At 69.0% G+C, this 12,814-nt stretch carries 9 protein-coding genes; 6 read left to right on the top strand and 3 right to left on the bottom strand.

The genetic code is table 11. From position 1 onward, the window contains the following. Positions 1-60: 60 nt before the first annotated feature. Together SLNSH_RS00045 and SLNSH_RS00040 are read right to left on the bottom strand one after the other, a co-directional pair. Complete coding sequence (locus tag SLNSH_RS00045) at positions 61-633, bottom strand: type 1 glutamine amidotransferase domain-containing protein (protein ID WP_106334605.1); 573 nt, start codon at positions 631-633, stop codon at positions 61-63. A gap of 101 nt (positions 634-734) precedes the next feature. After that, a complete protein-coding gene (locus SLNSH_RS00040; RefSeq protein ID WP_106334604.1) occupies positions 735-4,427 on the bottom strand; it encodes a hydantoinase B/oxoprolinase family protein in 3,693 nt (1,230 codons plus the stop codon). Positions 4,428-4,827: 400 nt separating this feature from the next. Between SLNSH_RS00040 and SLNSH_RS00035 the strand changes: the two genes are divergently transcribed. The 6 genes from SLNSH_RS00035 (at position 4,828) to SLNSH_RS00010 (ending at position 10,113) form a co-directional block, all read left to right on the top strand. Further along, positions 4,828-5,376: a TRAP transporter small permease gene (locus SLNSH_RS00035; protein WP_106334603.1), complete on the top strand. Its 549-nt coding sequence runs from the start codon at positions 4,828-4,830 to the stop codon at positions 5,374-5,376. Between the two features lie 3 nt (positions 5,377-5,379). After that, positions 5,380-6,696 (top strand): TRAP transporter large permease, encoded by a 1,317-nt coding sequence (locus SLNSH_RS00030; protein ID WP_106334602.1) that lies wholly within the window; start codon positions 5,380-5,382, stop codon positions 6,694-6,696. 44 nt (positions 6,697-6,740) lie between these two features. Beyond that, the gene (locus SLNSH_RS00025) at positions 6,741-7,730 is read left to right on the top strand and encodes a TRAP transporter substrate-binding protein (RefSeq protein ID WP_106334601.1); all 990 of its coding nucleotides are present in this window, start codon (positions 6,741-6,743) and stop codon (positions 7,728-7,730) included. 191 nt (positions 7,731-7,921) lie between these two features. Then, the gene (locus SLNSH_RS00020; protein ID WP_106334879.1) at positions 7,922-8,449 is read left to right on the top strand and encodes a winged helix DNA-binding protein; all 528 of its coding nucleotides are present in this window, start codon (positions 7,922-7,924) and stop codon (positions 8,447-8,449) included. A gap of 268 nt (positions 8,450-8,717) precedes the next feature. Then, positions 8,718-9,236 carry a hypothetical protein gene (locus SLNSH_RS00015; RefSeq protein WP_106334600.1) on the top strand — a complete coding sequence of 173 codons (519 nt, stop codon included), beginning with the start codon at positions 8,718-8,720 and terminating at the stop codon, positions 9,234-9,236. A 97-nt stretch (positions 9,237-9,333) separates the two neighbouring features. Beyond that, on the top strand, positions 9,334-10,113 hold the full coding sequence (locus SLNSH_RS00010; protein WP_106334599.1) for a ribonuclease T2 family protein: 780 nt from the start codon (positions 9,334-9,336) through the stop codon (positions 10,111-10,113). A gap of 154 nt (positions 10,114-10,267) precedes the next feature. Here the strand turns inward: SLNSH_RS00010 and SLNSH_RS00005 are convergent, their stop codons facing one another. Beyond that, positions 10,268-12,352 (bottom strand): M3 family metallopeptidase, encoded by a 2,085-nt coding sequence (locus SLNSH_RS00005; RefSeq protein ID WP_106334598.1) that lies wholly within the window; start codon positions 12,350-12,352, stop codon positions 10,268-10,270. Between the last annotated feature and the right edge of the window lie 462 nt (positions 12,353-12,814).

Here is a 12,814-nt window from a genome sequence, read left to right as displayed (position 1 = left end):
GGTCTTCTGGCGTGCTTCGCCGCCCCGCTCTTCGCAAAGGCGGCGGAGCAGCAAGGCGCGTCAGGCGGCGCGGCGTTCGTGGCGGCCTTCCTTCACCTCCTCGATGATCTTGGCCACGAAGGCGTCAAGGTCGTCGGGCTTGCGGCTGGTGACGAGGCCCTTGTCCGAGACGACCTGCTGGTCGACCCAGTTGGCGCCGGCGTTCTTGAGGTCGGTCTTCACCGACGGCCAGGAAGTCACGGTGCGGCCCTTGGCGACGCCGGACTCCACCAGCAGCCAGGGGCCGTGGCAGACGGCGGCGACCACCTTGCCACTGTCATAGAACTGCTTCACCAGCTGCACGGCCTGGGGCTCCATGCGCAGCTTGTCCGGGTTGATCTGCCCACCCGGCAGCACGATCGCGTCGTAATCGTCGGACTTCACCTGGGAGAGCGGCTTGTCGACCTTCACGCTCTGGCCCCAGTCGGTGTGGTTCCAGCCGCGGATCTCGCCGGGCTTCATAGTCTTCTCGGGCGAGGCGACGTGCACCGTCGCGCCCGCCTGCTTCAATTGCTCCAGAGGCTTGGTGAGCTCGGACTGCTCGAAACCGTCGGTCGCCAGAATGAGAATCTTGGCCTGCCCGATGTCGGTCATGGCGTGCGCTCCTTGTTGGAAGGGGAGAGCCCGGCCAACGCGGTGCGCATGAGGTGGTTCCGGGGCGGCTCGCGCCCCGGCTGCGGCGGGACGTCGCCGTGCTAAGCCTTCCCGAACCCACCGCCCGTCGGCGTGATCACCGTCACGGCCTCGCCAGCCTCCAGCACGGTCTGGTCGCAGCCGCCGAGTTCCTCGATCCGCCCATCCAGGCGGCGCACCAGGGTGCGGCCGCATTCGCCGGGCGCACCGCCCTCCAGGCCGAAGGGGCGCACCTTGCGGTGGCTGGAGAGGATGGCGCATTCCATGCGGGTCAGGAACCGGATGGTGCGGCTGGTGCCGTCGCCCGCCTTCCACCGGCCCTTGCCGCCCGAGCCGGCGCGGATGTGGAAGTCTTCCAGCAGCACCGGGAAGCGGTATTCCAGGACCTCCGGGTCGGTGAGGCGCGAGTTGGTCATGTGGACGTGGACGCCCGGCGTGCCGTCAAAGCCGGGGCCGGCGGGAGAGCCGGAGCAGATGGTCTCGTAATACTGGTAGCGATCGTCGCCGAAGGTCAGGTTGTTCATGGTGCCCTGGGAGGCCGCCATGGCCTTCAGGGCGCCGAACAGGCAGTTGGTGACCGCCTGCGAGACCTCCACGTTTCCGGCCACGACGGCGGCCGGGTAGCGCGGCGACAGCATGGAGCCTTCCGGCACCACAATGCGGATCGGCCGCAGGCAGCCGGCGTTCATGGGGATCTCGTCGTCCACCATGACGCGGAACACGTAGAGCACCGCCGCGCGGGTCACGGGCGCCGGGGCGTTGAAGTTGTCCGGTCGCTGCTCGGACGTCCCGGTGAAGTCGACCGTCGCCTCGCGCTTCTCCTTGTCCACGGTGATCCGGACCTTGATGGCGCAGCCCTGGTCCATCGGGTATTCGAACTCGGCGTCATGCAGCCGGTCGAGCACGCGGCGGACGCTTTCGGCGGCGTTGTCCTGGACGTGGCCCATGTAGGCCTGCACCACGTCGAGGCCGAACTCGGCGATGACCTTGGAGAGCTCCTTCACGCCCTTCTCGTTGGCGGCGATCTGGGCCTTCAGGTCGTTGACGTTCTGGACGACGTTGCGGACCGGGTACTTGGCGCCGAGCAGCAGCGCCTCCGTCTCGGCCTCGCGGAAGCGGCCCGCATCCACGATCTTGAAGTTGTCGATATAGACGCCTTCCTCCTCGATGGTGGTGGCCAGCGGGGACATTGAGCCGGGCGCCACACCGCCCACGTCGGCGTGATGGCCGCGTGAGGCGACCCAGAACAGGATCTTCTCGCCCGCCTTGTCGAATACCGGGGTACAAACGGTGATGTCGGGCAGGTGCGTGCCCCCGTTGTAGGGGGCGTTCAGCATGTAGACGTCGCCGGGGCGGATCTTGCCCTCGTTCAGCCGGATGATCGTCTCCACGGACTTGTCCATGGAGCCCAGGTGCACCGGCATGTGCGGAGCGTTGGCGACCAGCGCGCCCTCGTGGTCGAACACCGCGCAGGAGAAGTCGAGCCGCTCCTTGATGTTCACCGAATAGGCGGTGTTCTGCAGCGTCACCCCCATCTGCTCGGCGATGGACATGAACAGGTTGTTGAAGATCTCCAGCATCACCGGGTCGGCGCTGGTGCCCACCGCCGTGCGCTTGGGCAGCGCGACCGCGCGGGTGAGGACGAGGTGATCCTTGGCGGTGAGAGCCGCCTGCCAGCCGTCCTCGATCACCACGGTTTGGTGCGGCTCGATCACAAGGGCCGGGCCCTTCACCACGTGGCCAGGGGCGAGCTGGTCGCGCAGGTAGACGGCGCCGTCGCGCATCGCGCCCGCGCTGAAGAAGCGGGTGCGCTCGGCCGGCTCGGGGAGCGGACCGGCGGCCGGGGCTTCCTCGTGCTCGGCGATGCCGGCTCCTCCGCCGACGGCCTCCACGGAGATCGCCTCCACGACCAGCGGCTTGGTCTCGTCGATGAAGCCGAAGCGGGCGCGGTGCGCGGCCTGGAAGTGCTCGCGCATGGCGGCGAGGAGGGTATCCGCGCTCTCCGGCGTCATCCCCGGCGCGCCAAAGGCGCGGGAAGGGGATCCAGGGGCGGCCGCGTGATCCCCCTCTGCGGCATTCAGGGCGACAGGCGCCTCCAGCGAGGTGTCCGTGCCAGCGTAGCGCACATGTGCGCGGACATGCAGCGTGATGGCGTCCGCCGGGACGCCCTGGCCCGCAACCTCGTCGCGGCACACGGCGCCGAGGCGCTCCGCCTCGCGGGCGAGCGTGTCAAGCACGGCCGGCGCGAAGGGCTCCTCGATCGCCTGCTGGCGCGTGGCGCGGATGTCGGCGAGGCCCATGCCATAGGCCGAGAGCAGGGATGAGAAGGGGTGGATCAGCACCGTCTTCATGGCCAGCGCGTCGGCCACCAGGCAGGCGTGCTGACCGCTGGCGCCGCCGAAGGCGTTCAGCGCGTATTGGGTGACGTCGTAGCCGCGCGCGACGGAGATCTTCTTGATCGCCTCGGCCATGTTGGCCACGGCGATCTGGACGAAACCGTCGGCCACCTCCTCGGGCGAGCGGCCATCGCCCACCTGGGCGGCAAGCTCTGCAAAGGCCGAGCGCACGCTCTCGGCGTCGAGGGGCTGGTCCTGGTTCGGCCCGAAGATCTTCGGGAAGAAGGCCGGCTGGAGCTTGCCGAGCATGACGTTGGCGTCAGTGACGGCCAGTGGGCCGCCACGGCGATAGCACTTCGGGCCCGGGTTGGCGCCGGCCGAATCAGGACCTACGCGGAAGCGCGAGCCGTCGAAGTGCAGAATGGAGCCGCCGCCGGCCGCCACCGTGTGGATCAGCATCATCGGCGCGCGCATGCGCACGCCGGCCACTTCCGTCTCGAAGGCGCGCTCGTACTCGCCGTCGAAGTGGGCCACGTCCGTGGAGGTGCCGCCCATGTCGAAGCCGATGACGCGGCCGAAGCCGGCTTCCTTGCCGGTCTCGGCCAGCGCCACCACGCCGCCCGCCGGGCCCGACAGGATGGCGTCCTTGCCGGCGAAGAGGTTCGCGGCCGTAAGTCCGCCGGAAGACATCATGAACATCAGGCGGGCGCCTGACCGCTCCGCGTCCAGTTCGGAGGCGACCTGCTGCACGTAGCGGCCCAGGATGGGCGACAAATAGGCGTCCACCACGGTGGTGTCGCCGCGGCCGACCAGCTTAATGAGCGGGCTCACCTCGTGGCTCACGGACACCTGCGGAAAGCCGAGTTCGCGGGCGAGGGCGCCGACCTGCCGCTCGTGCTCCGGGTAGCGGTAGGCGTGCATGAACACAACCGCGACCGCCTGGAAGCCGGCCGCCTTTGCGGCCTCCAGCTGGGCGCGCACCGCGGCGAGGTCGGGCGCCTGCTCAACCGTCCCGTCGGCGCGCACGCGCTCGGCCACCTCGACCACCTCGGCATAGAGCTGCTCGGGCTTGACGATGGCCTTGGCGAAGATGTGAGGGCGGGCCTGGTAGCCGATGCGCAGGGCGTCGCGGAAGCCCTTCGTGGTGACAAGCAGGGTGCGCTCGCCCTTGCGCTCCAGCAGGGCGTTGGTCGCCACCGTGGTGCCCATGCGGACGTCACCGATGGCGCCGGCCGGGATGGCCGCGCCGGGCGCCAGGCCGAGCAGGTCGCGGATGCCCTGCACGGCGGCGTCCCGGTAGGCCTCGGGGTTCTCAGACAGCAGTTTGCGGGCGTGCAGCGCGCCGGACGGATCGCGGCCCACCACGTCTGTGAAGGTGCCGCCGCGGTCGATCCAGAAATCCCAGCGCGCTGTGGTCATGGTGGTCTCCCTCAAGCTGCCGCTTCCGTCATCCCCGGCGCGCCGCAGGCGCGGGAAGGGGATCCAGGAGGCTGTGCGTTGGCCCCTGGATCCCCTTCCCCTCCGCGGCGTCGCCGCTCCGGCCGGGGATGACGGCGGCATGATTCCGTGGCCGCCCTCTTGCATGGGCGGCGAACGTGCGGAGCCTAGCCAGCCTCGGGCCGGCTTGTGAAGCGGATTTTTGCAAAACGTCGATAAATTGTTGACGTCGTGAAATCCCCGCTTAGCATCCGCTTCACGCCATGCTTGGATGACCCCAAGGGCGCCAGGCTTCGGGCTCCAGGGAGAGGGACCCCGCTTTCATGATTTCACGTCATTTCCCCCCGGCGCAGCGCGCCGCCGTGCGCCGGAGCGCCGCCTCATGATCCGCCGCTTCCTCGACGCGCTTTATCTCGGCGCGGGCATTCTCGCCGGACTCTTCCTGGTCGCGATCTTTCTGCTGATGATGGGCCTCTCCGTCGGACGCGAGTTCGGGCTCAACATCCCGGCCGGCGACGATTTCACCGCCTGGTCGCTGGTCGCCATGGCGTTCCTGGGGCTGGCGCACACGTTCAAGCGCGGCGAGATGATCCGGGTCGGGCTGCTGCTCGAGCGGTTGCATGGGCGCAAAAAGCAGATCGCCGAGATCGTGTCGCTGACCGTCGCGGCGGCCTTCATCGGCTACTTCGCCTGGCAGGCCTGGACACTGGCTTTCGACTCCTGGCGCTTCGGCGACATGTCCCAGGGCGTCGTCGTCGTGCCGCTCTGGATCCCGCAGGCAGGCTACGTGCTCGGCCTGGCGGTGCTGTTCATCGCCGTGCTGGACGAACTCGTCGTGGTGCTGCAGGGACGCCGGCCGACCTACGAGCAGGAGCCGCCCGCCACGCCTGACGAATTGGTCGAGCGCATCGCGTCCGGCGGCGGAGTCTGAGCCATGTTCGGAGCCATCCCCCTTCCCGAACTGTCCATGATCCTGCTGGGCTTCCTGGTGATCGTGCTCGCCAGCGGCGTCTGGATCGCCGTCGGGCTCGGTCTGGTCGGCCTGCTGGCCATGATCCTGAGCACCAACGTGCCCATCGGGCAGGTGCTCGCGACGACGGTCTGGAGCTCTTCGGCGTCGTGGACGCTGGCGGCGCTGCCGCTGTTCATCTGGATGGGCGAGATCCTGTTTCGGACGCGCCTGTCCGAGCAGATGTTCCGGGGCCTGTCCCCCTGGCTGCAGTGGCTGCCGGGGCGGCTCATCCACACCAACATCATCGGCTGCGGCATCTTCGCGGCCGTGTCCGGCTCCTCCGCGGCGACCTGCGCCACCATCGGCAAGATCGCCCTGCCGGAGCTGAAGAAGCGCGGCTATGACGAGCGGGTCAGCCTCGGGACGCTGGCGGGCTCCGGCACGCTCGGCCTGCTCATTCCTCCCTCCATTCCCATGGTCGTCTACGCCGTGACGGCGAATGTCTCCGTGCTGCAGGTCTTCCTGGGGGGCTTCCTGCCGGGCCTGCTCGTGATGGCGCTCTACATGGGCTACGTCATCATCTGGGCGTGGCTGAACCCCGACAAGCAGCCCGAGCGCGATCCGCCGATGCCCTTCGGCGAGAAGCTGCGCCAGTCGGCCAAGCTGCTGCCATGCCTCCTGCTGATCGTCGTGGTCTTCCTGTCGCTGATCCTCGGCTTCGCCACCGCGACCGAGTGCGCGGCATGGGGCGTCACCGGCGCCCTGGCCCTCGCCTGGTGGAGCGGCACGCTCAACCGACAGGTGTTTCTGGACAGCGTGATGAGCGCCACCCGGCTCACCTGCATGATCATGCTGATCCTGGCCGGCGCGGCGTTCACCACGGCGGCCATGGCGTTCACGGGCATCCCGGCGGCGCTGGCCGAGTGGGTGAAGGGCCAGCAGCTCTCGCCTCACATGCTCGTGCTGGCGCTGACCTGCATGTACATCATCCTGGGCTGCCTCATCGACGGCATCTCGATGATCGTGCTCACGGCGGTGATCGTTTTGCCGATGGTCAAGCAGGCCGGCTTCGACCTCGTCTGGTTCGGCGTCTACCTCATCATCCACGTGGAGATGGCGCAGATCACGCCGCCGGTCGGGTTCAATCTGTTCGTGCTGCAGAACATGAGCGGCAAGGACACGATGACCATCGCCAAGGCGGCGCTGCCGTTCTTCCTGCTGCTGAACGTGGCGGTGTTGATCATCACCACCTTCCCGCAGATCGTTCTGGTGCTGCCGAAGCTCGCCTTCCCCGACTGACGCCCGCTTCCGCCCAACAAGAAACCATGCACGAGGATCGACCGATGACGACACGCAGGACCTTCGCCATCACCGCCTTGTTCGCCGGCTTCGGCGCCCTGGCCTTCGCCGCTCCCGCGGGCGCGCAGACCAAGTGGAACCTGCCCACCGCCTACCCGATGGACAACCTCCACACGGAGAACATCGTCCAGTTCGCGAAGGACGTGGAGCAGGCCACCGGCGGCAAGCTCGCCATTACGGTTCACGCCAACGCCACCCTGTTCAAGGCCACCGACATCAAGCGCGCCGTTCAGACCGGACAAGCGCAGATCGGCGAGGTGCTTCTGTCCATCCACGAGAACGAGGACCCGATCTTCGGCGTGGACGTCGTGCCCTTCCTGGCCACCAGCTTCCAGGACTCGAAGAAGCTGTGGGACGCCTCCCGTCCGGCAGTTGAGAAGAAGCTCGCCAGCCAGGGCCTGATGGCGCTCTACGCCGTGCCGTGGCCGCCCCAGGGGATCTACGCCAAGAAGGACCTGAACACGGTCGAGGACATGAAGGGCCTGAAGTGGCGGTCCTACAACGTCGGAACGGCCCGCATCGGCGAGCTCGTCGGCGCGCAGTCGGTCACCATCCAGGCGGCGGAGCTGCCCCAGGCGCTGGCCACGGGCGTGGTGAACTCGTTCATGTCCTCCGGCGCCACTGGCTACGACAGCAAGGTGTGGGAGAGCCTCGACCACTTCTACGACACCCAGGCCTGGCTGCCGAAGAACGTCGTGTTCGTGAACAAGGCCGCCTTCGAGGCTCTCGACAAGCCCACCCAGGACGCGGTGCTGAAGGCCGCCGCCGCCGCCCAGGAGCGCGGGTGGAAGCTCTCGGAAGAGAAGACCAAGTGGTATCTCGACCAGCTCGCCGCTAAGGGCATGAAGGTGCAGGCGCCCAGCCCGGCGCTGGCCGAAGGCTTCAAGAAGATCGGCGAACAGCTCACCTCTGACTGGGTCAAGAAGGCCGGCGAGAACGGCCAGGCGGTGATCGACGCCTACAAGAAGATGTGAGGGACGAGGGCGGCTCCGTGAGGCGCCTGCCCAGCATGCTCCGTCATCCCCGGCCGGAGCGGCGCAGCCGCGAAGGGGAAGGGGATCCAGGGGGGAAGGGCCGCCCGCTGGCCCCTGGATCCCCTTCCCGGCGCTGCGCGCCGCCGGGTATGACTGTCGAGTGCGTGTTCGACCTTGAGCCGATGAACGCCATGCCCACCACCCCGCGCGATTCCGATCTCGGCCCCATCGTCTCCTCCGCCCATCTCGCCTCGGGGGCGCTGCCGGCGTTGTCGGAGGTGGAGTTCGGCCTCATCCTCGTGTCCCACGCCTTCCACCGCTGGATGGTGCGGGGCATGGCGGCGGCGGGATATCCCGACCTGTCGGCGCTGGACGTGCTGGTGCTCCACAACGTCAACCATCGGGGCAAGGCCAAGCGGCTCGCCGACATCTGCCTCGTGCTCAACATCGAGGACACGCACCTCGTCACCTATGCGGTGAAGAAGCTGGAGCGGCTGAAGCTGGTGAAGAGCGGCAAGGCCGGCAAGGAGAAGACGGTCGCCATCACGCCCGCGGGCGCGGCCGCCTGCGCGAAGTATCGCGAGATCCGCGAAGGGCTCCTGGTGAAGGCCGTGAAGGGACTGGGCTTCGACGAGCGCAAGCTGTCCGAGCTCGCGGCCACCATGCGCGCGCTGTCCGGCCATTACGACCAGGCGGCGCGGGCTGCGGCGTCGCTCTGAGGGCCGGGCGCGCCTGGCGCCTCGCCTGCGAATATCCTGAGATATCGCGCAGCCGTCATGGCGAGCGAAGCGAAGCCATCCAGCGGCTCGGCGCCGTCCCTGGATTGCTTCGTCGCCGCGCTCCTCGCAAGGACCGAGGGTTGGGGCCAGCCACGGCAGAAGACTCGGCCATTTCTCGTTACGATTGTAGCCGAGCGTTGCCCGGTTGCACTTGACCCCACCGCGACGCTTTCGCATCGTGCCTCAAAGGTTCGGAGTCAGTCGATCCATGTCCAGGACGAAGAGCGCCGTCGCAGCGGTGGGGTTGGGCCTCGTGGCCCTGTCAGGCGTCGCCGCCGCGCCGGCCGCAGCCGTCGAATACCGCACGTCCTCCGGCGAGCTGCGGTCCACTGAGCGCTGGAGCGCGGAGCAGCGCATGCCGGCGGAGCGCTGGACGCTGCCCTACAAGGCCTATCCGGAGAACATCCCGGCATGCGCCGATCCGGCCGTGCTGGGCAAGATCCAGGACCGCTTCGCCGAGACGGAGGCCACCTACTGGGCGGGCGCGCAGATCGTCGCTTTCGAGAAAGTGCGGCCGCTCGGCTTCCGCCCCTGGGGCCTGGACTTCATCCCACGCCTGTTCTGCACCGGGACCGTGGTGGTCACCGACGGGCGGCGTCACCGCATCGACTATTCGCTCGCCGAGGACACCGGCTTCATCGGCTACGGCTGGGGCGTGGAATACTGCGTCAACGGCTACGACAAGAGCTGGGCCTACGCGCCGGCCTGCAAGATGGCCCGCCCCTGAGCCAACCGGAAGGCCGCCCACGGGCGGCCTTTTCGTTTGCGGTTTTCATTCGTAAGCTCGCGGCTTGATCCATTTGATTTTGGGATTGGAGCCCGCCATGCCGTTTCGCCCCCGTTTCCTCTCTGGCTCTGCGAGCGCAGCGAAGCCGTCCAGGCGGCCAACGCCGTCCTCTCCGAGGGCTTCCGGCCTCTCTGCGCTCGCGCGGAGGAGCCTCGGCGCAGTTCTGGGAACGCTCCTCCTCTCGGTCGCGGTCGCCGGCGCCGTCTCCGCCCAGCAGGGCGGGGAGCGCCGCGGCGGGCCGGGCGGCGATTTCGACTTCTATGTCCTGGCCCTGTCGTGGTCGCCGGGGTTCTGCGCGGCCGGGGGCGGGGACGAGAAGGTCCGCGACCAGTGCCAGTGGGGCTCCGGCCTCGGCTTCGTGGTGCATGGGCTATGGCCGCAATACGAGCGCGGCTTCCCGAGCGAGTGCTCGCCGGCCGGCCGCTCGCCCTCGCGTATCGCCATGGAGGCCGCCAAGGGCGTGTACCCGGACGAGGGCCTGGCCCGCTACGAGTGGCGCAAGCACGGCACGTGCTCGGGCCTGAGCCCGAGCGACTACTTCTCCGCCGTGCGCAGCGCGCGCGACAAGGTGGTCATCCCGCCCAACCTGAAGGAGCCCAAGGCGGACCAGACCTGGACGGGCGTCGACCTGGAGCGCGCCTTCATCGCGGCCAACCCGGGCCTGCGCCGGGACATGCTGAGCGTGTCCTGCAAGGGTGAGGTGCTGCAGGAGGTGCGCATCTGCTTTACGCGCGACCTGCGCGACTTCCAGACCTGCCCCGAAGTGGACCGCCGCGGCTGCCGCGCGCGGGAGATCCGCGTGCCGGCGGTGCGGTGAGAGCCTTCCGACCGTCATCGCGAGCTAGCGAAGCAATCCAGGGGCGGGGAGCGTCCTTCTGGATTGTTTCGTCGCTGCGCACCTCGCAATGACGGGTGGGCGCGACGCGCACCCTCCCCCTCGCGAGGGAGGGTGGGGCTGCGGGGGGCCGTGTTCAGCTATCGGCGCCGGGCGGCTGGGCCTCGCCGGCGAGGAAGCCGCGCTTGCGCAGGAGGGCTTGCACATCCGGGTCGCGGCCGCGGAAGGCGCGGTAGGCTTCGGCGGGGTCCTGGCGGCCGCCGGCGGCGTAGACGAAGTCCCGGAGCCGCCGGGCGACCTCAGCGTCGAAGATGTCGCCGGCCTCCTCGAAGGCGGCGAAGCCGTCCGCATCCAGCACCTCCGACCACAGGTAGGAGTAGTAGCCCGACGAGTATCCGTCGCCGGAGAACACGTGCGCGAAATGCGGCGTCCTGTGCCGCATCACGATCTCGGCGGGCATGCCGATCCGCTCGAGAACCGCGCGCTCGAAGGCGATGGGCTCGACCTCGTCCGCGTCCTCCAGCTGGTGGAAGGCGAGGTCGACCAGGGCGGAGGAGGCGTATTCCACCGTGGCGAAGCCCTGGTTGAAGTTGCGGGCCGCGAGCACCCGGTCGAGCAGAGCTTCCGGCATGGACTCGCCGGTTTCGGCGTGCACGGCGAAGCGGCGAAGCACGTCGGGCTGCATGAGCCAGTGCTCGAAGAGCTGCGAGGGAAACTCCACGAAGTCTCGCGACACGCTGGTGCCGGCGATTGACGGATAGGTCACGTCCGACAGCATGCCGTGCAGCGCGTGGCCGAACTCGTGGAACAGCGTGCGGGCGTCGTCGAAGCTGAGCAGCGCGGGCTGGCCCTCCGCCGCCTTGGAGAAGTTCATGACGTTGACCACGATCGGCCGCACCTCGCCGCCGAGCTTGCGCTGGCCACGGTAGCTGCTCATCCACGCTCCCGAGCGCTTGGAGGGCCGGGCGAAGTAGTCGCCCAGGAACACGGCCACGTGCCTGCCGCCGGCGTCCGTGACGTCCCAGGCGCGCACGTCCGGGTGGTAGACCGGCAGGTCCCGAGGCTCGGCGAAGCGCAGTCCGAACAGCCGTCCGGCCGTGTCGAACGCGGCCTCGATCATGCGGTCGAGCTGCAGGTAGGGTTTCAGCTCGGCCTCGTCGAGGTCGTGCTTGCGCTTGCGCACCTTGGCGGCGTAGTGGCGCCAGTCGTGCGGGCCTATGGCGATATTGGCGCCTTCCTCGCGCGCCAGCGCAGCGAGGTCGTCCCGCTCCTCGGCGGCGCGGGCCTTGGCGGGCGCCCAGACGCGGTCGAGCAGGTCCTGCACGGCTGCGGGCGTCTTGGCCATGGTGTTGTCGAGCTTGTAGGCGGCGAAGGTGGGGTAGCCCAGCAGGCGGGCGCGCTCGGCGCGCAGCTTCAGGGTCTCGGCCACAATGGCGCGGTTATCCGTGTCGCCGCCCATCTCGCCGCGATGGGTCCAGGCCTCGAAAGCCTTCTCGCGCAGCGCCCGGCTGGTCGAGAACTGCAGGAAAGGCTCGATGCTGGAGCGGGCGAGCGTGATCACCGCCTTACCGGGCAGTCCCAGCTCGTCGCCGGCGCGCCGGGCGGCCTCCACCAGCCAGTCGGGCAGGCCGGCCTTGTCCTCATCCGTCTCCAGCACCAGGCGATAGCCCGCCTCGTCGGCCAGCACGTTCTGACTGAACTGGGCGCCGAGCGCGGCGAGGCGCTCGACGATCTGGGCCAGGCGGTCCTTGTCCGCGCCCTGCAGCTGGGCTCCGGCGCGCACGAAGCGCTTGTGGGTGAGCTCCAGCACGCGCTTCTGCTCGTCGTCGAGGCCGAGGTCGTCCATCCGGCGGAACAGAGCGTCCACGCGCCCGAACAGGGCCGCGTTCATGGCGATCTCGCTGAAGTGCTTGGCGAGGCGGGGCGCCATTTCGCGCTCGATGCCCTGGATCTCCGGGTTGGTGTGCGCGCCCGACAGGTTCCAGAACACGCCGCCGACCTTCTCCAGCAACTCGCCCGAGCGCTCAAGCGCCTCGATCGTGTTGGCGAAGCTGGGCTCGGCCGGATCCCTGGCGACCGCGTCGATCTCGGCCCGGTTCTGCGCCAGGGCGGCGTCGAAAGCGGGGCGGAAATGCTCGGGCCTGATGCGATCGAAGGGCGGCAGGCCGAACGGCGTCGTCCAAGCTTCCAGAAGGGGATTGCCGCTCGCCGCGCCGCTCATGGTGCTCTCCTCGCCGGTTTCCGTGCTGAGGCAGAGATAGGCGGCGGGGGAGGGGGGTGGCAAGGGCAGGAGCGCGCGAAGCGCCCTCCTTGCTCCCTCCCCCGGCGTGCGGGGAAGGCCCGCGCTTCGTCCCTCGCGTCATCCCGGCGGCGCGAAACGTCGGGACGGGCGCCCAGGGCCACCGCGGCCGCAACCTCCTCGCTCCCGCGTCATCCCCGGCGGCCTGCGCAGCAGCCCGGGAAGGGGATCCAGGGCCGCCGCGCAACCGCCCGACGCACCCCTTCTCCCTGGTCGGGGAAGAGGGTCAGGCTGAGGGCCGGGCCGATGCCGCCCCTCCCTCCCGCGCGGCGCGAGGGATCGGTGGCCCGCGGCCCCTGGATCCCCTTCCCGCGCCTGCGGCGCGCCGGGGATGACGGCGGAGGCGTTCATCAAGACTTGACAATATTCCTATTTTGTGCACCA

The organism is Alsobacter soli (genome assembly GCF_003004785.1).
GTDB lineage: Bacteria > Pseudomonadota > Alphaproteobacteria > Rhizobiales > Beijerinckiaceae > Alsobacter > Alsobacter soli.
This window is presented reverse-complemented; position numbering and strand designations above follow the sequence as displayed.

Coding starts and splice junctions, on each gene's coding strand:
- SLNSH_RS00020 (WP_106334879.1), top strand. CDS start 7,922: ATGCCCACCACCCCGCGCGATTCCGATCTCGGCCCCATCGTCTCCTCC.
- SLNSH_RS00025 (WP_106334601.1), top strand. CDS start 6,741: ATGACGACACGCAGGACCTTCGCCATCACCGCCTTGTTCGCCGGCTTC.
- SLNSH_RS00005 (WP_106334598.1), bottom strand. CDS start 12,352: ATGAGCGGCGCGGCGAGCGGCAATCCCCTTCTGGAAGCTTGGACGACG.
- SLNSH_RS00015 (WP_106334600.1), top strand. CDS start 8,718: ATGTCCAGGACGAAGAGCGCCGTCGCAGCGGTGGGGTTGGGCCTCGTG.
- SLNSH_RS00045 (WP_106334605.1), bottom strand. CDS start 633: ATGACCGACATCGGGCAGGCCAAGATTCTCATTCTGGCGACCGACGGT.
- SLNSH_RS00010 (WP_106334599.1), top strand. CDS start 9,334: ATGCCGTTTCGCCCCCGTTTCCTCTCTGGCTCTGCGAGCGCAGCGAAG.
- SLNSH_RS00030 (WP_106334602.1), top strand. CDS start 5,380: ATGTTCGGAGCCATCCCCCTTCCCGAACTGTCCATGATCCTGCTGGGC.
- SLNSH_RS00040 (WP_106334604.1), bottom strand. CDS start 4,427: ATGACCACAGCGCGCTGGGATTTCTGGATCGACCGCGGCGGCACCTTC.
- SLNSH_RS00035 (WP_106334603.1), top strand. CDS start 4,828: ATGATCCGCCGCTTCCTCGACGCGCTTTATCTCGGCGCGGGCATTCTC.